We start from the raw sequence: 23344 nt of genomic DNA, 5'->3' as shown, positions 1-23344 counted from the left end.
GCGTGATGGTCAACCGATGCTGGTCAATGCAGGGAAATGCTCCAGCAGCCATTCCGAGACGGCCGGCATCAGCCCGGTCAGGAACATCAATCCGGTCGCGACCAGAAAGGCGCCCATCGTCTTCTCCACCATGGCCAGGTGCCGGCGGGCGCGCCCGAGCGCGGCGACGAAGCGACCGGTGAAAGCGGCGGCGATCAGGAAGGGAATGCCGGTCCCTGCCGAATAAGAAAGCAGCAGCAGAGCCCCCCTGGCAGTGGTGTCCTCGGACCCCGCCATGAACAGGACGGCCGCGAGAATCGGACCTGCACAGGGTGTCCAACCGAACGCGAAGGCCAGACCCATGACGAAGGCGCCTGCAACGCCGGCGGGCCGGCTCTCGACCTGCAGCGTTGCGCTGCGATAGAGCAGCGGAATCCTGAGCACACCGAGAAAGTGCAGACCCATCAAGACGATCAGGAGGCCCGCGACGATGCCGAGCGTCGAGATATGGGCGGAGATGAAGCGCCCCGCAATCGAGGCCGTCGAACCCAGCGCCACGAAGACCAGGGAGAAGCCGGCTACGAAAGCCAAGGCAGAGACCAGGATGCGCGACCGCAATGCGGGCCGCCCATCGGAGAGATCCGAGACCGAGACCCCGGCCATGTAGCACAGGAACGGCGGGACCAGCGGCAGGATGCAGGGCGACAGAAACGACAACAGGCCAGCGACAAAGGCCGCACCAAGCGTGACATCCAAGGTCATTGTCCCCACCTATTACATATGCGAATTTAATGATATAAAGAACCAGGGAAGTCCAGAGGCCCGAGGTCCGGAGGTCAAAGGCGCGGGATGAGCCGACACGTCGCATTGCTCTTGGCATTGCTCCTGGCCGCTATCACGCTGGCGCTGCCGGCGACGGGATCCCGCGCGGCCGAACTGGTCATGTTCGAGCGAGCCGGTTGCGTCTGGTGCGCTCGCTTTGACGCCGAGATCGCGCCGATCTACGGCAAGACCGAGGAAAGCCAGGCCGCGCCGCTGCGCCGCGTCGACCTCGGCCGGCCCCTGCCCGCCGATCTCTCCGGAATTGATCCGGGTGCCTTCACGCCGACCTTCGTCGTGGTAAAAGAGGGCCGGGAGATCGGCCGCATTCGCGGCTATCCGGGCGATGCCTTCTTCTTCGGCCTGCTGAACCGCATCCTGACAGGTTCGGGATCGACGCCGGGCAGGTCTTGACCAGAGATGCCTATGAGGAACTTGACGCGATGCCGTTGCCAAAGCTGAAGGAGATCGAGGGCTCCGCCGAACTCGAGCAGATGATCGAGAAGGCGCGCGAGGCGAGCGACATGCTCAAGGCGCTGTCGCATGAATCCCGCTTGCTGCTGCTCTGCATCCTCGCCGAGGGCGAGAAGTCCGTGACCGAGCTCGAGCAATTCCTCGGCGAGCGGCAGTCGACGGTATCCCAGCAGCTCGCACGGTTGAGGCTCGACCGTCTTGTCACCACCCGCCGCGACGGCAAGACCATTTACTACAGCCTCGCCAGCGAGGACGTCCGCAAGATACTGACCGCCGTCTACGACGTGTTCTGCGAGCCGGTGCGCCGGCGGCGCCGGTAATTATCCGCTCTGGCTTTCCGCAACCCTCCGGCGCAAGCTGCCCGGAACGGCAACAAACATCTCCGGGAGGAATGCTGAACCCGTCGACCATAGCGTTTGCATGCGGGCTTGCAGCCGGCGCCGTGCTCGGTGTCTCGGGTCGCGCGGGACGATTTTGCACTCTGGCGATGCTCGAGGATGCGTTCTTCGGGTCGGATTTGCGTCGGCTGAAGTCCTTTGCGCTGGCTGCGGCCGTGGCGCTGCTGGCGACCCAGGCGCTCGCCGAGTTCGGCATCGTCGATCTGTCGCGGTCGATCTACCTGACGCCGTCGCTCGGGCTTGGCGGCGCGATTCTGGGCGGGTTGACGTTCGGCATCGGCATGGCGCTGGTCGGCACCTGCGGCTTCGGCACGTTGGTCCGTGTCGGCGGCGGAGATCTGCGCGCCATCGTGGTCTTTCTCGTGCTCGGCCTCTCGGCGCTCGCAACCATGCGCGGCATCACGGGCGTGCTGCGCATGATGCTGATCGAGCCGTTGTCCCTGCGGCTCTCCGAGGGCAGCGACCAGACGCTGACCTCGCTTCTCGGCGCGGGAGGCGCGCTGCGCGCGTTCCTCGTCGTATCGATCGCCACGGCGCTCGCCGTCTGGGCTCTCGCGGACGGCAGGCTGGTGCGATCGCCGCGACTGCTGGCCTCCGGCCTTGCCGTCGGCGGCGCGATCGCATTCGGCTGGTTCGCGACCGGCTGGCTCGCCGATGACGAATTCGACCCGGTCCGCGTCTCCTCGCTCAGCTTCGTCGCGCCGCTCGGCGACACCATCCTCTACATCGCCACCTTCTCCGGGGCGCGGCTGAATTTTGGGATCGGCTCCGTCACCGGCGTCGTGGCAGGCTCATTCGCCGCAGCGATGCTCGCGCGCGGCTTCCGATGGGAGGCCTGCGACGACGCGCGCGAATTGAAGCGTCACATGACCGGCGCGCTCCTGATGGGCATCGGGGGCGTCATGTCGATGGGATGCACGATCGGGCAAGGGTTGACCGCGTTCTCGACCCTCGCCGTCTCGGCGCCGATCACCCTACTGGCGATCGCCTGCGGAGCCCGACTCGGGCTCGAGTTCACGATGACCGGCGAATGGTTGCCGGCTCTGCGCAGGCTGTTTGGCGTCTCGACGTAGCCGGGACCACCGGGATTTCTCGCGAATTGCGAGCAGCGTCGAACATCCCAAGACTGTCCTGAATAGCGATCTGCCTTACCCCTGAGGTAATCGAATTGGCCCGCGGGCCGGCGCATCTTCGGTTCTACAGGAGATGACCATGATCGCGCTGCTGCTCTACCGGACCATCGCAGACCACCTTGTTCCCTGGGCCCTGGCGCTCGCGACCCGCATGCTGGCGCGCTGTCTCAACATGCCCGAGCCGCTGGTGCATTCGACCGGCGATTACGTGGTCGCACAGGTCATCGCCTTCGAGCACGGCGTCGGCAGAAGCCTCTGCCCCTACCGTCTCGCCCGCCGGCTCCGCGCCTGGTGGCGCGGACGGCCGTGAACTCGACCTCACCCCCCAAGCAAGGAGACCGACCATGATCGTTGCATCCACTTTCCTTCGCCGCGCCCTGCTGGCCGATGCCGTCTTCAGCGGCGTCGCCGCCCTCGGCTTCGCCTTCGGCGCGAGCACCTTCGCTGCGCTGTTCAACCTGCCCGAGGCGCTGCTGCGCGAGACCGGCCTGTTCCTGATCGCCTACGCCGCGCTGGTCGGCTGGCTCGCTTCGCGCGCCGCGGTGGCGAAGGCGCTCGTGCTGCTGGTCGTGGTCGGCAACGCGGCCTGGACCGTCGGCAGCATCGCGCTGCTGCTCTCCGGCGCGGTGTCGCCGAACCTCGCCGGCGAGCTCATGGTCGTCGCGCAGGCAATCGCCACGGGCGTGTTCGCAGAGTTGCAATATGTGGGCTTGCGAAGGAGCGGGAGCGTGGCGGCGGCGTGAGGCCAAGTCACCGTCATTCCGGGCTGGTGCGCGAGCACCAGACCCGGAATCTCGAAATTCCGGGCTCGATGCTGCGCATCGCCCCGGAATGACACCTGACGATGCGCTCCTTACGTAGCATGCCAGCGGAGCTGGAAGCGCAGGCTACGCCGGCGCGCGGGCCTTGCCGACGGCGTGACCGTTGAGCTTCTTGTTGGCGGCCTTGTTCTTGAGGCCCTTCGCGCCCGACTTCTCGGCCTTGCGCTCGCTGCGCGCCTTCACCTTGGCACGTTCGGCCCGCGCCTCGGCGCGCAGCTTCTTGCGCTTCTTCTCGCAGGAATCGCACTTGCAGCCGATCGGCTTCAGATAGGCTTTGAAATAATCGGTGCCGTAATCGTAGTTGATCTCGTCGCCCGGCTCGATGTTCTTGATGGCGCGGATGAACACCTTGCGCTCGCGCGGCCGGACGTCGGACTCGGCGTTGGGCCGGCAGGAATGATTGATGTAGCGGGCAAGATTCTTGCGCACCGACCCGTCGATGGTCCAGCGGCCGTTGAGCTCGAACAGGTACTTGTTCTCGATCTCGTCGTGCGCTGGAATCCGCGAATCCAGGATCGGTCCGAAATAGCGGATGATCCTTGTGCCCTTCTTGATCGGCTTGGTGGCGAAGAGGCCGAGTCCGGTCTTGGAGCGGCCGACACGATAAGGTTTGTTCGAGATGGCTGGCATGATCGAGAGAATGAGGACGCGAACGAGGCTGGAGAAGCCCAAGCGAAGCCGCTCTTCTAGAACGATTCCGCGGCGCTGTCAGGTATATCCCGTCGCAGTTTGAACCTTGCCCACAATCAAGACGTCTGATGGGACGAAGTTCCCACTCCCTCGAGGCCTCATGATGAACCACGCCAGCATAGGTCTTGCCGTCTTGATGACCTGCATCGGCCTGAACAGTGCCGACGCCCAATCCGTGGGCAGCATCTACACCTCGACCGCGCCAAAAGATTGCCGCCAGATCGGTAGAGCCAGCGAGCTCGACGGCAGTACCGCGCGGGCATGTCCGGGCAAGAGCGGCCTCCTGGTGCTGGTTGCCGAGGACGATCTTCGCGAAATCGTCTCGGTCGGCCGCAATCGCAAGCAAGCCGCCGAGGAACCGGCCGCCAAGGCCTGGTTCGCGCCGTTCAATTGGTCGGAGAACACGATCGAATGGCGCGCGGTGGGCGCAAAGCCGTTTGCGATCATCCAGCGTTGGCACATTGCCGACAACAGCGATCCCGACAAGCAGGGACGGCCGAATACCAAAGCCATGCTGGTCGTGACCCGGCTGCCGCCCGGCCCGGTCTGCCACGTCGCCTATGTCGATGCGATCGCCAATCCCACCGCCAATGAGCTTGCGCGCAAGGCCGCGGACGATTCCGCCCGTGGCTTCGCTTGCGGCAAGGACGAGGTGAAGATCATCGGCACGCGCGGCCGCGCCGTCGAGCTTGCGACGATGCGCTAAAGCATGATCCGGAAAAGTGCGCAGCGGTTTTCCGAAAAGATCATGCTTAAACAACAACCTAAAGCGCGATGACGATTCATCCTAATCGCATCGCGCTTTAGGCGCCCCAAACGGCGCTATACAGGATGCTTCGGGGACACGGGCGCGGTCAGCATCGCCTCGAGCAGGCGCTCGGCCGTGGTCCCCTCGGGCAACCGCCCGAGGATGTCCTCGAGCCGTCCGTCGAGCAGCAGCATGGTGAAGCCGTGCACCATCGACCAGGCGCGTGCGATGGCGGCGCCCTGGTTCAGCGTCAGCGTGTCGCCGCTGATCTGCTCCTGCCGCATCGCGCCGATGGCATTCGCGAGCCCGGCAAAGGAGGCTTCGGCGGCCTCGTGCAGCGAGGGCCTGGAATAATCCAGCCGCTCGGAGCGGAACATTATGCCGTACATGCCGGGATGAGCCTGCGCATAGGCGACATAAGCCTTCGGCCGCGCTAGCGCGGCTTCGAGCGGCGTGGCGGCGGCATCGCAGGACGCGGTCATCGCCGCGTTGAACTGCCGGAAGCCCACGGCCGCGAGCTCGCTGAGCAGGCCGGTGAGATCGCCGAAATGGTGGGTGGGCGCGGCGTGCGAAACGCCCGCCTCGCGTGCCACCGCGCGTAGTGTGAGGCCCGCGAGCCCCTCGCGTTCCAGCACCCGTTCGGCGGCCTGGAGCAGCGCCTCGCGCAAGGCGCCGTGATGGTATGGCGTCTCGGTCTTCGCGTTCGTGGTGCGGCGTGCCGGACGCGATGCCGCGGTCGACGTCGTTTTTCTGGAGGCACGCGGCCTTCGTGCGGTTTCGCTCTTGGTGTCGGTCTTGATCATTTGCAAGCTATATGACGCAATATTGACAGTGTAAAGATTTCGCTTGACCGGATTGGCAATCGACGCTATTTGATCTTTACGATGTAAAGATACGGAGGATATGCCCGTGCAGCACGACGCCATCGCCGAGCGCCGGAACAATATCGCGCCGATCCCGTTCGAGGCGGACGCGCCATTCCTGACGATCATCGGCGAATTGCCGCGGGATCTGAACGGCACGCTCTATCGCAACGGTCCCAATCCGCAGTACTCTTCGCCCGGCGCGCATTGGTTCGTCGGCGACGGCATGCTGCACGCCTTCCACCTCGAGAACGGGCGGGCCAGCTACCGCAACCGCTGGGTCCGCACGCCGAAATGGCTTGCCGAGCACGACGCCGGCCGCGCTTTGTTCGGCGGCTTCGGCCGCAAGCTTCCGGATGCCCCGGCTGATCTCACCGACGGCGGCGTCGCCAACACCAACATCATCTTCCATGCCGGCAAGCTGCTTGCGCTGGAAGAGGCGCATCTGCCGACCGAGATCGAACCGGGCACGCTGGCGACGCGCGGCTATCACAACTATCAGGGCCGCCTCGCCGGCAGTTTCACCGCACATCCGAAGATCGATCCCATCACCGGCGAGCTGGTGTTCTTCGGCTACAACGCCGCCGGGCCGTTGACCTCTGCCCTCTCCTACGGCTCGATCGATGCCTCCGGCAAGGCGACTCGCTTCGAGCGGTTCGAGGCGCCCTATGCCAGCATGGTGCACGACTTCATCGTCACCGCGAACCATGTGCTGTTTCCGATCCTCCCCATTACCGGCAGCATGGAGCGCGCAATGAGCGGGCGGCCGCCCTACGCCTGGGAGCCGGACAAGGGCGCCTATGTCGGCGTGATGAAGCGCAGCGGCGCGACAAAGGACATCGTCTGGTTCCGTACCGAAGCATGCTACGTCTTCCACGTCATGAACGCGTGGGAGGACGACAATCGCATCGTCGCGGACGTCATGCAGTTCGAGGAAGCGCCGCTGTTTCCGCATCCCGACGGTCGGCCGACCGATCCGGAGAAGTCGCGCGCCCGGCACTGCCGCTGGACGTTCGACCTCTCAGGCAATACCGATCGCTTCCAGCAGACGTATCTTGACGATCTCACCGGCGAATTCCCCCGCATCGACGACCGCCGCGCCGGGCTGAAGAACCGTCACGGCTGGTACGCCTGCGCCAATCCGAAACTGCCGATGTTCGGCGCGCTCTCCGGCGTCGTCCATGTCGACTGCAACGGAAGGCGGCTCGGCCATTATCTGCTGCCCGCCGGCGACACCATCTCCGAGCCGGTGTTCGTCGAGCGATCGAAGGATGCGACCGAGGGCGACGGCTGGCTGCTCGCGGTGATCTGGCGGGCGCGAGAGAACCGCAGCGACCTCGCGGTGTTCAACGCCACCGATGTCGAGGCGGGTCCCGTCGCGCTGGTGCAGCTCGGCCACCGCGTGCCCGATGGCTTTCACGGCAATTGGGTGGGCGCGCAGTAGCGCCCGTCACTCCGGGGCGTCCCAAAGCCACAGCACGACGTGTCACCAAGGAAGCACCGCATGCAGATGCCCGCAATCGCCGCCCACTTCCTGGCCGTGATCGCCCTGATCTGCGCCGTCGCTGCCCTCCATATGATCCAGCTGCGGCGGAGCGGCCAGGTCATCTTCAACGGCGGCATCCTGTTCGCCCTCGGCCTCGCGATCGCCTGCGCGCTGCCGGTTTTGTCACACCTGCCCTGGGCCGAAATCGCCGCAGAGGTGTCCGACCAAACGACTGCGGCCATTCAGCTTTTATACGCCGCCTACGTTATTTTGACACTGTAAAGATTTGACTTGACCCGGCGCCGCTCCTGAACTATCGATCTTTACATCGTAAAGATTCACCTGACCGAGGTGGCCCATGGCGATCTTCCTGATCCTCGCGCCCTACGGCGTTTTCACCTTTCTGATGCTGGTGACGTCGGCCGCCTCGAGCGTGTTCGCGGCCTCCGCGATCTGCCTCGCAACCGTCGCGATCGATGTCGTGCGTGGCCGCTCGGTGAAGACCCTGGCCGCAGGCTCGGCGGTCGTGTTCGCCGCCATCGGGCTCTACCTCGCGCTGGTCGATCCGCAGTTCGGCACGCTCGGCGTCAAGCTGTCGGTCGACATCGGCATCCTCGTCATCTCGCTCGGCTCGATGCTGCTCCGCCGTCCTTTCACGCTGCAATATGCGCTGGAAGCGGTGCCGGCCGAGACCGCGGCGATGCCCGGCTTTCTCCATGCCAATTACGTCATCACCGGCGCCTGGACCGCGGCCGCGCTGTTGATGGCGGCCGCCAATCTCGTGCTGATCTACGTCCCCGGCCTGCCGCTCTGGTCGAGCCTTGCAGTCGCCTTCGCCGCTCGGAACAGCGCGGTTTACTTCACAAAATGGTATCCCGAGTATCGCCAGATCAAGTACGGTACGCCGGCCCGCGCATTGCCGAACGCCCGCTGAACAGGACTGCCGATGAAGGTCGTATTCGCCCGCCTCGCCTCCGATCTCTTCTCCGCCATCCTCTTCCTGGTCATCTATCTCGTCACCGACAACGTCATCCTGGCGACGTCGGTGGCGATCGCCGGCGCGGTCGCGCAGGTGATCCACGCGCGCATCAGGGGGCAGCACCTCAATTACATGACGTATGCGAGCCTCGCGCTCGTCGTCGGCCTCGGCACAATCACGCTGCTGACCAACGATCCTCGCTTCATGATGGCCAAGCCTTCGATCGCGCATTTCGCGATCGGCCTCATCATGCTCAAGCGCGGCTGGATGCTGCGATACATGCCGCCGATGGTCGTCGAGGCCGTTCCGGAATATGTGACGGCTGCGGGCTATGCCTGGGCCGCGCTGATGTTCGTGCTCGGCGCCGGCATGATCGTCGTCGCATCGACCGGCGATTTGAAGCTGTGGGCGTTCTACCTCACGGTGGTCGCAGGCGGCGGCAAGATCCTGGCCTTTGCCGTTCAATACGTCGTTCTGCGCCTCATCGTCACCAGCCGCCGGCGCGCCGCCGCCCGCGCCTAAATGCCCTATTCGGGCGTTAGGCAGGAGCTGCGAGTTGGGTTATAGGCTCGCTCGGGACTGACCGCGGATCGTCGCGGTCCGCCGGGATTTGTTCGGGAGACGGGAATGGCCGTAGACGGCAACTGGAATCTGACCATGACGACGCCGATGGGCGAGCGCCAGGCGACGCTGACCCTGCTGAGTTCCGGCGGCACGCTGACGGGCACGCAGGGCGCAGAGGGCAACACCGCAGAGATCTTCGACGGCACCATCAGTGGCGACGCCGTCAACTGGAAGGTTTCCATCACCAATCCGATGCCGTTGACACTCGAGTTTATCGGAAAGGTCTCCGGCGACAGCATGAGCGGCGAGATGGGCATCGGCCCGATGGGCAGCTTTCCGTTTACGGGCGTACGGGCGTAACGCCGCGGCTTCGGCACATGCCCAACATCCGCCTCGTCGCGGCGACGTTGCTGTGTGTCGCAGCATCGGTGGCGGCGCACGCGGAAGACACCGAACCGGCGTGGCGCGCAAGCGCGCTCGCCATGGTGCCGGCAGGCTACGTCGCCGGCCTCGCCTATCGCACGGAAAGTGCGACCGGTTATCTCGCCGTCTATCCCGCGACATCGAACGATCCGAAGACGCCGGCCAGTGTGTTTGCCGCGCGTCAGAGCCTCGTGGTCACGCTGACGCCGGATGCGACGCGCGCGGTCTCAGCCGAATTGAAGCCGCGCAACGATCGCGATGACGACGACAGCGATTTCGCCAAGCTGCACGCCGAACTCGCCGAACAGCGCTCATCGCTGCCCGAGGGCACCGAGCCCTGCGCTCTCGGCGCCTGGTCCATCGACCAGGATCCCAAAGGCCTCAACGTGCGCGCCGAACCGTCGGTGCAAGGGCGCGTGCTCGGCACGCTGCCGCCGCCTTACCGGCTCAAGCTCGGCGGCGCCGAGAACACGCCCGACGGCGGCTGGCTCACCGAATTCCGCATCATCGGCTTCAAGAACGGCTGGTTCCTGATCGAGGGGGCCAAGCCGCCGGGCAAGGACTACGAGGACGAGAAGCGATATCCACGCAGCGCGCCAAAGCCCTATGCCGGGCGTGGCTGGGTCGCCTCCAACAAGGTCGGCGCCAACTACGCCAATGGCGGCACGCGCGCCGGCGGCCTGTTCCAGGCGCCCTTCGTCGACGCCAAATGGATGCCGGCGCAGCGCGAGCTCGGCGGCCCGATCGACGCCGACGGCGGGCCGAAGCGGCTCTTGGCCTGCAGCGGCTTCTGGGCTCTGGTCGAGAGTCACGACGGCGTGCGAGGCTGGTGGCGCGCGCTGTGCTCCAACCAGGTCACCAATTGCAGTTGAGAGTTCTCCCTCGCCCCGCTTGCGGGGAGAGGGTTGGGGTGAGGGGGAGTCTCCGCAAGGACGGAGACAGTCGGACTCGTGGAGAGTCCCCCTCACCCGGACTTTGCGCCACGCGCAAAGTCCGACCTCTCCCCGCAACCGGGGCGAGGTGAACTAGCCTCAGCCCAAGTTCAGTTCCTTGAAGAAGTCATTCCCCTTGTCGTCGATGATGATGAAGGCGGGGAAGTCGACGACTTCGATGCGCCAGATCGCTTCCATGCCGAGTTCGGGATATTCGAGCACCTCGACCTTCTTGATGCAGTGTTCGGCGAGATTGGCCGCCGCGCCGCCGATCGAGCCGAGATAGAAGCCGCCATATTTCTTGCAGGCCTCGCGCACGGCGGGGGCGCGGTTGCCCTTGGCCACCATCACCATCGAGCCGCCGGCGGCCTGGAACTGGTCGACGAAGGAATCCATGCGGCCGGCGGTGGTCGGACCGAACGCGCCGGAGGCGTAGCCTTCGGGCGTCTTGGCGGGCCCGGCGTAATAGACCGGATGGTTCTTGAAGTAATCCGGCAGCGGCTCGCCCTTCTCCAGCCGCTCACGCAGCTTGGCATGGGCGCTATCGCGCGCGACGATCATGGTGCCGGTCATCGAGACGCGGGTCTTGATCGGATATTTCGAGAACGTCGCCAGAATGTCCTTCATCGGCTGGTTGAGGTCGATCTTGACCACCTCGCCGCCGAGCGACTGCTCGACCTGCGGCAGGTATTGTGCCGGGTTGTGCTCGAGCTCCTCGAGATAGATGCCGTCCTTGGTGATCTTACCGAGCACCTGGCGGTCGGCCGAGCAGGACACGCCGAGCCCGATGGGAAGCGATGCGCCGTGACGCGGCATGCGGATCACGCGCACATCGTGGCAGAAATATTTGCCGCCGAACTGCGCGCCGACGCCGAGCGACTGCGTCATCTTGTGGATTTCCTTCTCCATCTCGACGTCGCGGAAGGCGTTGCCGTCAGGCGAGCCGTGGGTCGGCAGCGCATCGAGATAGCGCGCCGAGGCAAGCTTCACCGTCTTCATGCAGAGCTCGGCCGAGGTGCCGCCGATCACGATGGCGAGGTGATAGGGCGGGCATGCGGCGGTGCCGAGGGTCAGGATCTTCTCCTTCAGGAACGCGAGCAGCCGGTCCTTGGTCAGCACCGAGGGCGTTGCCTGGAACAAAAAGCTCTTGTTGGCGGAGCCGCCGCCTTTCGCCATGAACATGAACTTGTAGGCATCGTCGCCCTCGGCGTAGATCTCGCACTGCGCCGGCATGTTGTTGGCGGTGTTCTTCTCCTCGTACATCGAGAGCGGCGCGACCTGCGAGTAGCGCAGATTGCGGCGCAGGTACGCATCGCGCGCGCCTTCCGAAAGCGCCGCCTCGTCGTCGCCGTCGGTGATGACGTTGCAGCCCTTCTTGCCCATGATGATCGCGGTGCCGGTGTCCTGACACATCGGCAGCACGCCGCCGGCCGCGATGTTGGCATTCTTCAGAAAGTCCAGCGCGACGAACTTGTCGTTGGGGCTGGCCTCATTGTCCTCCAGGATGGCACGGAGCTGCTTCAGATGGCCGGGGCGCAGGTAATGGTTGATGTCGCCGAAAGCCGCCTCCGACAGCGCCCGCAGCGCCTCGCGCGACACCACCAGCATGTCTTTCCCCAGGACCTTCTCCACCCGGACGCCCTCGGACGAAATCTTCTTGTAGGGGGTTTCGTCCTTGCCCAGCGGGAACAGGGGGGTGTGCTTGTAGGGGGGAACGGGCTTGGACTGGTCGGGGAAGGCGGTCGGGGCGTTCATGGGCGAATCCGGGGTTTGGGGCCACGCGCGGGCCCTCGCATAGAAGCGTTCTAAGCCCATTTTGGACGGAAAAGGAAGGGACCGGGACGCATGAGAGGGGACGGCGCGGGCGTTTGGGAAGGCGTAGCGCAGCACGTGGAAAGGCCGGACCCCACCCTTGCGCTTCGCGTCCGCCGACGCTTGAATGCGCGCCCTAAGGGGCTTTTCATCATGACATTGAAACTAGACGTCCGCGGCGCGATCCTGGTCGCCGCCGCCATCACCGGCCTTGTGACCCTCACCTCGCCGGCCCGGGCCGACCGCTGCGATGACAGCGCCAAGGAACTGGCGAACCAGGTCGACCGCCTGAAGGTGAATTTCCGGGCACGCAACGTCGTTTACCTCTCGCACCCGGCGGCCAAGGAGCTTTCGGTCGCCTGCCGCGGCGACAAATATTCGATCGAGCTCTATGCCAAGGGCGATCGCAAGCCCAAGCCGGAATTCTACGGGCTGGTGGGGTCGATGGCGGCAATCGTCTTCACCGTGACCAAGGACGACACCACGACCGGCGCGACACGCTGCCTGAAGCGCATGGGCCTGCTCCGCGGCGACAAGGTCAGCATGCGCTATCGCCGGCTCAACATGGAATGCACCCGCACCAAGACGGAGGCTTCCATCGCGATCACCCGCGGCAAGGACGAATAGGCGGCGGCTTTCTCCCTCTGCACTTGCTGCGCACGCAGTGCACATGTTGCGCGTCGCTGCTCGCCACGAACTCCGTCATTGCGAGCGAAGCAATCCAGAGATCTCTCCGCAGAAGCAGTCTGGATTGCTTCGTCGCATCAGCGCAAGATTGCCACGCAATTTTGTCGCGAGCTCCTCGCAATGACGAGGAGAGATTTGTCATCGCCCTCATCCAGCTAGATGAAGCGCGAGAACAGCCCATCCCCACGCAATCCCTCGCATTTTAACGATTGCCTTGAAGGAATTTTCGCGCCTCGCAGGGCAGGCTCAATTGTTTCCATATGTGAGGATTTGCGGATGAAGGTTTCTACCGTAGCACCGCCGCCGATCGCGATCGTGGTTCCCAGCTACGACACGACCAAGCAGCAGGACGACCAGGCCAAGGTCAAGGACGAGGATCCGACCTTCAAGCCGCAACCGCCCGCGCCGCTGCCGCCGGGTCAGGGCACGCGGATCGATCAGCTGGCCTGATCAGGCTTGCCACGGAGGGGCCCGATCCGGTCGATCGGGCCTTTCGCGCGTCCGGCCGCATCTTTGCCGGATAGCTGCACCATATCGTGCGCCGCTCACCCGGGACCTGCGCATGATCGCACGCCTGCTGTTGCAGAACACGGTCTTCGTCGTCGCCATGGGCGCGGTGCTGTTCGCATCCGCGGGAACACTGCATTGGCCGTCGGCCTGGACGTTCCTCGCCACCTCCGCGCTCCTCGGCCCGCTCTGCGGCTGGTGGCTCTACCGGATCGATCCGGCGCTGCTGGCCGAACGTTTGCGGCCGGTGCTGCAAAAGGATCAGCCCGCCGCCGACAAGATGTTCATGACGGGCTTCGTCTTCGTGATGCTGGCCTGGCTGGTCGTGATGGGGCTTGACCGGCGCTTTCAATCCTCCGACATGTCGACTGCGTTGCAGGCGCTCGGCCTCGTGCTGTTCCTGGCCTCGACACTGTTCACCATGTGGGTCTTCCGCGAGAACTCATTCGCCGCCCCCGTGGTGAAGCTGCAGACCGAGCGTGCGCAGCACGTGATCTCGACCGGTCCCTATGCCCATGTCCGCCACCCCATGTACAGCAGCATGGTGCTGTTCTTCGCCGGCCTCCCGCTGCTGCTGGGGTCGTGGTGGGGACTTGCGATGCTGCCGCTCTTCGTCGCCTTGTTCGCGGTCCGCATCTCCATCGAGGAGCGCACGCTGCGCGAGGGCCTGCCGGGCTATACCGACTATGCGGCGCGGGTGCGCTATCGCCTCATGCCCGGCGTCTGGTGAGGGCTGATCCTTTTCCCGTCCGAACCGCTAACCGTCCAGCTCGCGGTAGCGGCGGAAGATGCCCTGCTCGTTGAAGGGAATGCGGCGCGGGCTTGCGAGATAGGCCTTGATGTTCGGCCGCGCGGCAATGCGGTCGTGCAGACCGACAAGGCCCGGGACATCCACTTCGAATGCCTTCATGCGCTTGGGAAAGGCATAGCGCAGCCCCGCGACGAGCTGGAACAGCGAGAGATCGACATAGGTTAGGCGGCGACCGCTGACATAGGTGCCGCCGCTCCCGTCGAGAAGCCGCTCGAAATAGCCGAGATATTTCGGTACGCGCTCGTCCCAGAAGTCGGCCGTGCGCTTCTTCGCCGGTGCCTTCTGGTCCTCATAATAGAGCGAGGGTCCGAGCGGATGATGGGTGTCGTGGATCTCGACGACGAAGTCCGTGATCGTGAGCTGAAGCTGGTGCACCCAGAGCTTTCCGGCCTCCGTCTTCGGCGCAAGCCCATGGCGGGCGCCGAGATAGAGCAGGATGTTGGCGGTCTGGCCGATGACGAGCTTGCCCGCTTTCAGGAACGGCGGCGCAAAGGGCGGCGTGCCTTTCTGCGCGTCCATCATCTTCATCATCGCCGCCGTCCCGCGCGCTCCGCGCGCGACATCAATGTAAGCGGCGCCTGCCTCCTCCAGCGCCAGCCGCACATATTCGCCGCGGCCCTGGATCTCGGGCCAGTAATAGAGCTCGTATTTCATGGGAAGGGTCCGTGCACGTGGGAGCGATCGGACCAATGTAGCATGTGGCTGGAGGTTCCGGCAGGGCGAGACGGATGTGCGACATCCTCCGTCATTTGCGCGTAGCGACTTGTCCGCCGAAGCGTTGGCGACAGCGGAAGCGATCCAGATTGCCTCTGCGGAAAGACGCTGGATTGCCTCGTCGCTTCAGCGCAAAATTGCTACGCAATTTTGTCGCGAGCGCCTCGCAATGACGGAGGAAAGAGCTCCGCCCGTCAGTTCAATTCGCAGCGAAACAATAAAGCAGCCCGTCGCCGCCGGTGCTCCTCAGATCGGCCTGCGAGCAGCCACCATCGGGACCGCGCGAGGGGTGCGAGCTGTTCCAGGACTTTGACGGTTCGTCGTCGCGCAGGCCCTTGCGATCGGCGTGGCCGACCACCGCCGCACCTTGCGTGCTCGACGTCCAGTTCTTGCAGGTCTTGTCGTCGCCGGCGGCGAACGCGGTGCCGTCGGGTTGCGTCCCCGTCAGGATGTCGTGCCGGTTCGGCGTGTCGCCGCTGCCGTTGGTGACCTCAGCCTTCTCGCTGAGGGCCGTCTGCTTGGTGAGGTTGTTGGCGGGACCGTGCAGCTCGGCGACGTCCTTGGCAATCACCGCACCCTTGGCATTCTGCCACGGTCCCTTGCCGATGCGGTCGCGGGCGTTGACGGCCGGCTTGCCGTCGGCGGCCTGCGTCGAGAGATAGGCGCGCCAGGTCTTGGCGCCGGCGCCGGAGGCCTGAGCCAGCTTCTGGCACTGCGCGTCGGCTCCCTCCAGGCCGCCGAGATCGGCGCCCTTGCCCGGGCCGCTGGAGGTCACGAAGAAGGTCATGTCGGCCGACTGCGCCTGCGCCGACGGTGCCGCAAGCCATGCGAGCGGGACCGCGGCGAGCGCGGAAATAGCCAGGGATCTCTTGATACGGATCATCTTGTCCTCCCGTTCTGTTTGTCGTTGGCCGCCAGATTTCAACCCGGTGCGCCCGCACTTATTCCGATGCCGCGATGCAGGGGGCACAAAAGAAAAGGCGCCGTGCCGAAGCACGACGCCCTTGTCTTCAATCGCGTTACGATCAGTTGGTCTGCTGGATCGCCGACAATTCCCAGCCGCTGCCGGGCCGGCGGGCGAACGTCCAGACCTCGGTGACTTCGCCCGGCTGCTCGCTGCCGGCGACGAGCGTGCCGCTGTTGCGGTCCAGCGTCTTGTCGGTGAGCGCGAAGCGCAGCGCCACCGTGGCGTAGTCGGTCTCGCCTTCGCGCCAGGCTTCGGCGAGGTCGCCCTGCAGCAGCTTGACGTTGGTGACCTTGTTGACGACGTTGCGCGCACGATTCTGGGCGAGGTCCTGGTCGAAATAGGAGACCATCTCAGGCGTCGCGAGCGTGTGCAGCTTGGCCACGTCCTCGTTCGACCAGGCCGTCTGAACCTCGCCGAGCAAGCGCTCGAACGACTCGTAATCGTCCGGCTTGATCTCGAGCGGCGCGTTGTTGGCATTGGCGCCGAAACCGAAGCCGCCAAGACCACCGCCAAGACCGCTGCGCTGGTTCGCCTGCGGTCCGGGAGCAGCGCCCGCATCGGCGTTGGCATAGGCCGCCTGCGGCGAGTGACGGCGCTGCCACCAGGACATCGCCAGCCGCACCACCAGCACCACGAGCACGATCTGGATGATCAGGCCGAGGATCGAGGACAGACCGCCGAGGCCGCCGAACAGGCCGCCGCCGAACAGCATGCCGAGCAGGCCGGCGCCGAGGAAGCCGGCCGCAAGGCCGCCCATGAAGCCGCCGGCGCGGCCGAACAGGCCGCCGCGCGCGGGCGCGGCAGCAGCCGAGTTCATGCCTGCGCCCGGTTGGGTGTAGGTCCGGTTGAACTGCGAGGCCGAGCCCGGCGCCGTCGTGGTCGGGGGCGGAGCGGAATAGGTGCGCGAGCCGCGTGACCCCGACGAGGAGCCGCCGCCGACGCGCGCGTCCGCGGACGAGATCGCCAGTGCAGTCGGCAGCGCAAGCGCCAGCACGACAGCGATCGTCTTGAAGAGACTGCGGGAGCGTAGCGAGAAATTCATGTTCGTTTCCCAAATCCCCGGCATGGGGATGTGCGCTTAAGATGGGCAGACTTGCCGAAAAGTGAAGCCGGTTTCGGAACTTGTGGCTGCGGCCCTCAGTCGCGGGGATGTGGCAAAAGCCCATATTGGACGGGGATTTGGCCGTGGAAGGGAACCGTGGTCACCAGTTACCGGCGGGGGTGGGGATGCGCACCGAGCGCGCGCCCTCACCCCTGCTTCGTCATTGTCTCCTTCACCGCCGCCACGAGCTGGCTGAGCGTGAACGGTTTCGGCAGGAAGTCGAACTGCTGGCCTTCGGGCAGGCTCTTCTCGAAGGCGTCCTCGGCGTAGCCGGAGACGAAGATGAACTTGATGTCGGGGTTCTTCTCCCGCATCGCCTTCAGCAGCGTCGGGCCGTCCATCTCGGGCATGACGACGTCGGAGACGACGAGATCGATGGCCCCGCTCTGCTCCTCCAGCATCTCCATGGCTTCGACGCCGTTCTCGGCCTCGACCACGGTATAGCCGCGCGAGCGCAGGCCGCGGGCATTGAGCGCGCGCAGGCCCTCCTCGTCCTCGACCAGCAGGATGGTGCCCTGCCCCGTGAGATCGGTGCGCGGCTTGGCCTCGACGGAAGCGGCTTCCTTCGCGGCGCCATTGGTCGCGCTGGCGACAGCCGGCTGCTCGACCTGCACCTCCGGCTCGGCGTGATGGCGCGGCAGGAAGATGTGGAACGAGGTGCCCTGCCCCGGCTCGGAGTCCACGTAGATGAAACCACCGGTCTGCTTGACGATGCCGTAGACCGTCGACAGGCCGAGGCCGGTGCCTTTGCCCACTTCCTTGGTCGAGAAGAACGGCTCGAAGATCTTGTCGCGGATGTCGGCGGGAATGCCGGTGCCGGTGTCGGCGACCTCGATCCGGACATAATCCGCCGCCGGCATGCCCTTGTAAGCAAGCTTGCCCGCGTCCTCGGTGGTGACGTTGGCGGTACGGATGATCAGCTTGCCGCCGTCGGGCATGGCGTCGCGCGCGTTCACCGCGAGGTTCACGATCACCTGCTCGAACTGGGAGACGTCGACCTTCACCGGCCAGAGATCGCGGCCGTGGACGAGGTCGAGCTTGACCTTCTCGCCGATCAGCCGGCGCAGCAGCATGGTGAGATCGCTCAGGGCGTCGCCGAGATCGAGCACCTGCGGCCGCAGCGTCTGGCGCCGCGAGAACGCGAGCAGCTGCCGCACCAGGGTCGCGGCCCGCGTCGCGTTCTGCTTGATCTGCATGATGTCCTGGAACGACGGGTCGGTCGGCTTGTGCGCGTTCAGCAGGAAGTCGTTCGCCATCATGATGGCGGACAGCACGTTGTTGAAGTCGTGGGCGATGCCGCCGGCGAGCTGGCCGACCGTCTCCATCTTCTGCGATTGGTTGATCTGGTTCTCCAACGCGCGCCGCTCGGTGGTCTCGAGCATGTGCACGATGGCGGTTTCCGCGTCGTTCTCGGCCGAATCGACCGGCGTGACGAAGAACTGGCCCCAGCGTTCCTTGGCCCCTTCCAGCGCCACCTCGACCGGCGCGATGTCGGCCTGGCCTTCGGCGGCCTGGTTGATGGCCGCGATCAGGAGGTGACGGTCGCGCGCATTGACCGCGCGGAAGATCGACTTGGAGGCGCTGTCGAGCCCCAGCGCCTGACCGAGCTTGGCGTAGCGGGCATTGGCGCGCACGACGTTGCCGCCGCGGTCGACGGTCGCGATCGCCATCGGCGTATGGTCGAAGAAGCGCATGAAGCGCACTTCGGCGGCGCGGTCGGGATCGCTGCGCTCGTCGCGGGCGCGGCTGATCACGAGCGTGCGCGACGGCCCCGGCGCGCCGTCGGCGCCGAAGGCGAGCTTGTGATAGAGCCGCACCGGCATGGTCTTGCCGGTGCGCATGCGCAGGTCGATGTCGAAGACTTCCGTCTTCACCTCGCCCGGCACCGCCACGATCGACGTCAGCAGCGAGGCGCCGTCGCCGGAGACGATGTCGGTCAGCTTGAGGCCGCCCGAACCGATCTCGGCGAGGTCGTAGTCGAGCCAGTTCGCCAGCGTCGCGTTGACATAAGCGAGCTCGCCGGCCGGATTGACCGAGAAGAAGCCGCACGGCGCGTGATCGAGATATTCGATGGCGTGCTGGAGCTCCTGGAACACGTCCTCCTGGCGCTCGCGGTCGCGGGTGATGTCGGCGATCGACCATACCGCGTATTTGGCTTCGCGCTTTTCAGTGCCGAGCGGGCGAACGCGCATGCGCAGCCAGCGGCCCTGGCTGCCGTCATGGCCGGAGATGCGCACCTCCTCCTGCTGGCGCTTGCCCTCGCGCGCGGCCTTCAGCAGCCGGAACACGGCTTCGGAGACATCGGGATTGCCGATGAAGACGCGTTCCACCGGGCGCACGTCCTGGGGGCCGCTGGCACCGGTCAGCGTCAGATAGGCGGCATTGGAATAGACCACGTGGCCGCGGGCATCGGTAACCGCGAGCCCGTCGAAGGCATGATCGGAGATGCGGCGAATGATGGGATCGTCGAGATTGCGGTCGGCAAAGCGGATGATGCCGGCGGCGAAGGCGAACAGGTTGAACAGGCCGACCATCGCCAGCACGGCGAGGACACCGAGGATATAGGGTTGCGCCTGCACCCGTCCGAGCGTCATCAGTCCGACGGCGACGGCGACGAGGCCGGCGGCCACCAGCAGCACCAGCGCAATGCTGCCCGACCGCGGCGACGGCTCGTGCGCCGCAACGGGCTCGCGTGTGAGGTCGTGGTCGGTCTCGGCGGTCATCTCAAGCTGGCGCGGCCTGTCGGCAGAGAATCAACGCGCCACGGGCGCGTGGGGTCCTCCCTGCCTGAATCGGACCCTGAGGTGCAAGGGCAGCAAGGCCGAAAGGTACGCTGATTCCCAGATTACGGCCATTTCCGGTATTTTTCGGGTGCTTTATCCCCGCCCCGCGCCAAATCCGCGTTTCAGCCGCATGACGTAGCCGATCACTTCGGCGACCGCGTGGTAGTGCTCGGTCGGGATTTCCTGGTCGATCTCGACGGTGGCGTAGAGCGCGCGGGCCAGCGGCACGTTCTCCACGATCGGAATGTCGTGCTCGCGCGCGATCTCCCGGATCTTGAAGGCGAGGTTGTCGACGCCCTTGGCGACGCAGATCGGCGCCGACATGCCACGCTCGTAGGACAGCGCCACCGAATAGTGGGTCGGGTTGGTGATGATCACCGAGGCCTTGGGAACCGCCGCCATCATGCGCTTCTTGGCGCGCTGCTGCCGCAATTGCCGGATCTTGCCCTTGATGTGCGGGTCGCCTTCGGACTGCTTGAACTCTTCCTTGATCTCCTGGAGCGACATCTTCTGCCGCTGGAACCAGCTGCGATACTGGAAGAAATAATCGGCGATGGCGATGACCGCGAGCGCTGCGACCACCGCGCCGAGCAGATGAATGGTCATGCTGGTGCTGGCGTCGAGCATGGCGGCCGGGTCGAGCTTGACCATCGCCTCCATGCGATGCCGCTCCGGCCACAGGATCATGGTCATGACGACGCCGAGCGCGATCAGCTTGCCGAGACCCTTCAGGAAATTCGCCGCCGCCTGCTTGCCGAAGATGCGCTTGAAGCCGGCGCCGGGCGAGATCTTGCTGAATTTGGGTTTGAGGGATTCGGCCGACCACACCAGGCGGTGCTGGAGCATGTTGCCGGCGATCGCCGCCAGCACCAGCATCAGCAGGGGTACGCCGACAGCGGCCAGCAAGGCGAATTCGATCTGCTGCATCAGCGCGAGCAGAGCCTTGCCGTCGGTCTTGATCATCCAGGAATTGGCGAGCAAATTGCGCATCGGCGTCAGCAAGCCGCTGCCCACCGAGCCCGAGAAGGTCGACACCACGAGCGTGCCGCCCGCCATCATGAACCAGGTGTTGATCTCCTGGCTCTTGGCGACGTCGCCCCGCTCGAGCGCATCGTCCAGACGCTTTTGCGTCGGGTCTTCTGTTTGACTCTCTGGATCGTTGTCTTCTGCCATCGATCTATCGCGACCTGAGCGGCATCAATTGGTGCATGACACCGATGAAGTAATCCAGAAAGGTGCCCATCATCGCCGTGAGCACCACGGCGAGCACCAAGAAGCCCGCGAAGATCGAGAGCGGCACGCCGACGAAATAGACCTGCATCTGCGGCATCAGCCGCGCCAGCACGCCGAGGCCGATGTTGAAGACGAGGCCGAACACCAGAAACGGCCCCGAGAGCTGCAAGCCCAGGCGAAACGCGGCGGCAAAGGCACGCGTGGCCAGCGAGGCGACGTCGCCACTCGACACGGTCTCGCCCGGCGAGAAGATGGTATAGCTGTCGTTCAGCGCCGCGATCACCAGGTGATGGCTGTCGGTGGCAAACAGCAGCGTCACCCCCAGGATGGTCAGGAAGTTGCCGACCAGCACCCCCTGCTGCCCCTGGGTCGGATCGACCGAGGTGACGAAACCGAGCCCCATCTGCTGCGCGATCACCGATCCCGCGACCTGCAGCGCCGACAGCGTCACGCGCGCGGTCGCGCCCAGCACGATGCCGATCGCGATCTCATGCAGCATCAGGACCAGGAGCGGCGCCAGCGAGCCCATGTCGACCTGGTAGGCGTTGCGATGCAGCGGCAGGATGATCAGCGTGAGCATCAGCGCGATCGACAGTTTGATCCGCGTCGGGATATTGGTCTCGCCCAGCCCCGGCAGCAGCATCACCATCGCGCCGACCCGGGCGAAGGCGAGCATGAAGGAAGCGGCAAGCGCCGGCAGCAACGAGACGTCGATGCGCATAATTGCTGCATCTTGCCTCAGCCGCCGATGATTCGCGACGAGATCCGCAACATGTGGGAATGAAGCGCGTCGGCCATGAACGGCAGCGCCAGCAGCATCGTGGCAAAGATGGCCAGGATCTTCGGCACGTAGATCAGGGTCTGCTCCTGGATCTGCGTCAGCGCCTGGAACAGCGACACGACGACGCCGACCACCAGACCGACCACCATCAGCGGGGAGGACACGATCACGATCGTCCAGATGGCATCGCGCGCGACGTCGAGGGTTTCGGGGCCGGTCATCTTCGATTCTCACTTCCGGTATTTTCGTCATTCCGGGGCTCGCGAAGCGAGAACCCGGAATCTCGAGATTCCGGGCCCGGTGCTTCGCACCGTCCCGGAATGACAACGGTGATCAGATCGGCATCTTCATGATGTCTTCATAGGCCGCGATCACGCGGTCGCGGACCGACACCAGCGTGGACACCGCGACGTCGGTGTCGGCGACCGCGGTCACCACGTCCATCACGTTGGCCTTGCCGGAGGCCATCGCGACCGTCTGTGCATCCGACTTGCGGCCGGATTCCATGACGCTGCCGACGGCGTCCTTCAGCAGCGAGGCAAAGGATTGCCCGCTGGCCTCGCTGCCTTTGCCGGCACCGGCGCCGCTGTTTTCGAGCACCCGGGCGAGGTTGGCGTAAGCATTGGCGGCGATTGTCGGTGATGCCATGGCTCAATTGTCCTGTTCAGCTCTTGAGGATGTCGAGCGTGCGCTGGATCATCCGGCGCGTCGCACTGATGATGTTGAGATTGGCCTCGTAGGACCGCTGCGCGTCGCGCATGTCGGTCATCTCGACCACCGAGTTCACATTTGGGTATTTGACGTTGCCGCTGGCGTCCGCGACCGGATTGTTCGGCTCGTATTTGACGCGGAAGTTCGACTGGTCGGGCTTGATCCTGCCGAGGGTGACGACCTGCGCGTCGAGCGTGCGGTCGAGCGCGGAGGAGAAGGTCGGAACCTTGCGCCGGTAGGGGTCGCCGCCGGGGGTCTGCGCGGTCGAATCCGCATTCGCGATGTTTTCCGAGATCACCCGCATGCGGCCGGCTTGCGCCCGCAGACCGGAGGTCGCGATCGCCATCGAGCGGGCAAAGTCGCTGCTGTCATTGGCCATGATGCGCCTCCTCTAGCTGTTCTGTTCCCGGATCATGCGGCTAGGCCTTGCCGATCGCGGTCTTGAGCAGGTGCAGGCTCTTCGAATAGAGCGAGGTCGCCGCCGCGTAGTCCATCTGGTTGCTGGCGGCCTTCATCATCTCCTCTTCGAGATTGACGGCGTTGCCGGCAGGGCGGGTTTCGAAGCCCGCGTTCTTGTTCTGGTCGAATACGGAAACCGCGCCTGACGGCGTCATGTGCGAGCCGCTGGTGCGGGTCAGCGCGAGGGGGCCCATCGAGCCCGTGACGGCCCCGCTCTTGTCGAGTTTCGGCTCGACCAGGTCGCGCGGCCGGAATTTGGGCGTGTCGGAATTGGAGACGTTCTCGGACAGGACGCGCTGGCGTTCCTGGTGCCACTGCATCTTGGTGCGAAGCGCCGACAGTACCGGGAGGTCGTTGATGGACATCGTCGCGGCTCCTTCCGCCTGGTACGGACCTCGAGGTCCGCAGCTAGGCAGAATTTGCCGCGTGTATGGTTAACAGCTGGTTAAGGGACCCTCGCCGGATGTC

Annotated in this window: 29 protein-coding genes; 15 read left to right on the top strand and 14 right to left on the bottom strand. The window is 65.1% G+C overall.

Annotated features, from left to right (window positions below):
* Positions 1–9: 9 nt before the first annotated feature.
* Positions 10–741, bottom strand: coding sequence for a cytochrome c biogenesis CcdA family protein (locus D6B98_RS30900; RefSeq protein WP_126260801.1), 732 nt, complete (start codon positions 739–741; stop codon positions 10–12).
* 87 nt (positions 742–828) lie between these two features.
* On the opposite strand from D6B98_RS30900, the gene D6B98_RS30895 reads away from it, so the two are divergent.
* From D6B98_RS30895 to D6B98_RS30875, 5 genes are all read left to right on the top strand, one after another.
* Positions 829–1212 (top strand): thioredoxin domain-containing protein, encoded by a 384-nt coding sequence (locus tag D6B98_RS30895; protein ID WP_126260800.1) that lies wholly within the window; start codon positions 829–831, stop codon positions 1210–1212.
* Between the two features lie 29 nt (positions 1213–1241).
* Positions 1242–1592 (top strand): ArsR/SmtB family transcription factor, encoded by a 351-nt coding sequence (locus D6B98_RS30890; protein WP_028137430.1) that lies wholly within the window; start codon positions 1242–1244, stop codon positions 1590–1592.
* Between the two features lie 71 nt (positions 1593–1663).
* Entirely contained in the window at positions 1664–2743 is a 1080-nt protein-coding gene (locus D6B98_RS30885) for a YeeE/YedE family protein (protein WP_126260799.1), read from the top strand.
* Positions 2744–2882: 139 nt separating this feature from the next.
* A complete protein-coding gene (locus D6B98_RS30880) occupies positions 2883–3113 on the top strand; it encodes a hypothetical protein (RefSeq protein WP_126260944.1) in 231 nt (76 codons plus the stop codon).
* 34 nt (positions 3114–3147) lie between these two features.
* Entirely contained in the window at positions 3148–3546 is a 399-nt protein-coding gene (locus D6B98_RS30875; protein ID WP_126260798.1) for a hypothetical protein, read from the top strand.
* Between the two features lie 144 nt (positions 3547–3690).
* On the opposite strand, the gene D6B98_RS30870 is transcribed toward D6B98_RS30875, so the two are convergent.
* Positions 3691–4254, bottom strand: a complete 564-nt coding sequence (locus D6B98_RS30870; RefSeq protein WP_126260943.1) for an SET domain-containing protein — start codon at positions 4252–4254, stop codon at positions 3691–3693.
* Positions 4255–4417: 163 nt separating this feature from the next.
* On the opposite strand from D6B98_RS30870, the gene D6B98_RS30865 reads away from it, so the two are divergent.
* Entirely contained in the window at positions 4418–5020 is a 603-nt protein-coding gene (locus tag D6B98_RS30865; RefSeq protein ID WP_164718998.1) for a hypothetical protein, read from the top strand.
* Positions 5021–5136: 116 nt separating this feature from the next.
* Here D6B98_RS30865 and D6B98_RS30860 read toward each other — a convergent pair whose 3' ends face one another.
* Complete coding sequence (locus tag D6B98_RS30860; protein WP_126260796.1) at positions 5137–5865, bottom strand: TetR/AcrR family transcriptional regulator; 729 nt, start codon at positions 5863–5865, stop codon at positions 5137–5139.
* 106 nt (positions 5866–5971) lie between these two features.
* Here D6B98_RS30860 and D6B98_RS30855 point away from each other — a divergent pair, with 106 nt between their 5' ends.
* The 6 genes from D6B98_RS30855 (at position 5972) to D6B98_RS30830 (ending at position 10249) form a co-directional block, all read left to right on the top strand.
* Positions 5972–7369: a carotenoid oxygenase family protein gene (locus tag D6B98_RS30855; protein WP_126260795.1), complete on the top strand. Its 1398-nt coding sequence runs from the start codon at positions 5972–5974 to the stop codon at positions 7367–7369.
* A gap of 60 nt (positions 7370–7429) precedes the next feature.
* Entirely contained in the window at positions 7430–7693 is a 264-nt protein-coding gene (locus D6B98_RS30850; protein ID WP_126260794.1) for a hypothetical protein, read from the top strand.
* Positions 7694–7769: 76 nt separating this feature from the next.
* Positions 7770–8345 (top strand): hypothetical protein, encoded by a 576-nt coding sequence (locus tag D6B98_RS30845; RefSeq protein ID WP_126260793.1) that lies wholly within the window; start codon positions 7770–7772, stop codon positions 8343–8345.
* A gap of 12 nt (positions 8346–8357) precedes the next feature.
* The gene (locus tag D6B98_RS30840) at positions 8358–8912 is read left to right on the top strand and encodes an inner membrane-spanning protein YciB (protein WP_126260792.1); all 555 of its coding nucleotides are present in this window, start codon (positions 8358–8360) and stop codon (positions 8910–8912) included.
* Positions 8913–9017: 105 nt separating this feature from the next.
* Positions 9018–9314 (top strand): hypothetical protein, encoded by a 297-nt coding sequence (locus D6B98_RS30835; RefSeq protein WP_028181202.1) that lies wholly within the window; start codon positions 9018–9020, stop codon positions 9312–9314.
* A gap of 17 nt (positions 9315–9331) precedes the next feature.
* A complete protein-coding gene (locus D6B98_RS30830; RefSeq protein ID WP_126260791.1) occupies positions 9332–10249 on the top strand; it encodes an SH3 domain-containing protein in 918 nt (305 codons plus the stop codon).
* A gap of 159 nt (positions 10250–10408) precedes the next feature.
* Here the strand turns inward: D6B98_RS30830 and D6B98_RS30825 are convergent, their stop codons facing one another.
* Positions 10409–12064 carry a fumarate hydratase gene (locus tag D6B98_RS30825; protein WP_126260790.1) on the bottom strand — a complete coding sequence of 552 codons (1656 nt, stop codon included), beginning with the start codon at positions 12062–12064 and terminating at the stop codon, positions 10409–10411.
* A 210-nt stretch (positions 12065–12274) separates the two neighbouring features.
* On the opposite strand from D6B98_RS30825, the gene D6B98_RS30820 reads away from it, so the two are divergent.
* The 3 genes from D6B98_RS30820 (at position 12275) to D6B98_RS30815 (ending at position 14045) form a co-directional block, all read left to right on the top strand.
* Positions 12275–12748 carry a hypothetical protein gene (locus D6B98_RS30820; RefSeq protein ID WP_126260789.1) on the top strand — a complete coding sequence of 158 codons (474 nt, stop codon included), beginning with the start codon at positions 12275–12277 and terminating at the stop codon, positions 12746–12748.
* 336 nt (positions 12749–13084) lie between these two features.
* Positions 13085–13258 carry a hypothetical protein gene (locus D6B98_RS40190; protein WP_164718975.1) on the top strand — a complete coding sequence of 58 codons (174 nt, stop codon included), beginning with the start codon at positions 13085–13087 and terminating at the stop codon, positions 13256–13258.
* Between the two features lie 112 nt (positions 13259–13370).
* The gene (locus D6B98_RS30815) at positions 13371–14045 is read left to right on the top strand and encodes a methyltransferase family protein (protein ID WP_126260788.1); all 675 of its coding nucleotides are present in this window, start codon (positions 13371–13373) and stop codon (positions 14043–14045) included.
* A gap of 27 nt (positions 14046–14072) precedes the next feature.
* Here the strand turns inward: D6B98_RS30815 and D6B98_RS30810 are convergent, their stop codons facing one another.
* The 10 genes from D6B98_RS30810 to flgB form a co-directional block, all read right to left on the bottom strand.
* Complete coding sequence (locus D6B98_RS30810; RefSeq protein ID WP_126260787.1) at positions 14073–14780, bottom strand: glutathione S-transferase; 708 nt, start codon at positions 14778–14780, stop codon at positions 14073–14075.
* Positions 14781–15039: 259 nt separating this feature from the next.
* On the bottom strand, positions 15040–15723 hold the full coding sequence (locus D6B98_RS30805; RefSeq protein WP_126260786.1) for a lectin: 684 nt from the start codon (positions 15721–15723) through the stop codon (positions 15040–15042).
* Positions 15724–15865: 142 nt separating this feature from the next.
* Positions 15866–16873 (bottom strand): Tim44 domain-containing protein, encoded by a 1008-nt coding sequence (locus D6B98_RS30800; protein WP_126260785.1) that lies wholly within the window; start codon positions 16871–16873, stop codon positions 15866–15868.
* A 182-nt stretch (positions 16874–17055) separates the two neighbouring features.
* A complete protein-coding gene (gene cckA, locus D6B98_RS30795) occupies positions 17056–19632 on the bottom strand; it encodes a cell cycle histidine kinase CckA (protein ID WP_126260784.1) in 2577 nt (858 codons plus the stop codon).
* Between the two features lie 153 nt (positions 19633–19785).
* On the bottom strand, positions 19786–20865 hold the full coding sequence (gene flhB, locus D6B98_RS30790; protein WP_126260783.1) for a flagellar biosynthesis protein FlhB: 1080 nt from the start codon (positions 20863–20865) through the stop codon (positions 19786–19788).
* 4 nt (positions 20866–20869) lie between these two features.
* On the bottom strand, positions 20870–21646 hold the full coding sequence (fliR, locus tag D6B98_RS30785; RefSeq protein ID WP_126260782.1) for a flagellar biosynthetic protein FliR: 777 nt from the start codon (positions 21644–21646) through the stop codon (positions 20870–20872).
* A gap of 17 nt (positions 21647–21663) precedes the next feature.
* Positions 21664–21927, bottom strand: a complete 264-nt coding sequence (gene fliQ, locus D6B98_RS30780; RefSeq protein ID WP_007612284.1) for a flagellar biosynthesis protein FliQ — start codon at positions 21925–21927, stop codon at positions 21664–21666.
* A gap of 112 nt (positions 21928–22039) precedes the next feature.
* A complete protein-coding gene (fliE, locus tag D6B98_RS30775; RefSeq protein ID WP_097658032.1) occupies positions 22040–22354 on the bottom strand; it encodes a flagellar hook-basal body complex protein FliE in 315 nt (104 codons plus the stop codon).
* A 16-nt stretch (positions 22355–22370) separates the two neighbouring features.
* The gene (gene flgC / locus D6B98_RS30770) at positions 22371–22796 is read right to left on the bottom strand and encodes a flagellar basal body rod protein FlgC (RefSeq protein WP_126260781.1); all 426 of its coding nucleotides are present in this window, start codon (positions 22794–22796) and stop codon (positions 22371–22373) included.
* A 40-nt stretch (positions 22797–22836) separates the two neighbouring features.
* Positions 22837–23241 carry a flagellar basal body rod protein FlgB gene (flgB, locus tag D6B98_RS30765; RefSeq protein ID WP_126260780.1) on the bottom strand — a complete coding sequence of 135 codons (405 nt, stop codon included), beginning with the start codon at positions 23239–23241 and terminating at the stop codon, positions 22837–22839.
* Between the last annotated feature and the right edge of the window lie 103 nt (positions 23242–23344).

It is taken from the genome of Bradyrhizobium sp. LVM 105 (assembly GCF_003957705.1).
Classification (GTDB): Bacteria; Pseudomonadota; Alphaproteobacteria; order Rhizobiales; family Xanthobacteraceae; genus Bradyrhizobium; species Bradyrhizobium frederickii.
Note: the sequence above shows the minus strand (reverse complement) of the source record. Positions and strands in the feature narration are given on the sequence as shown.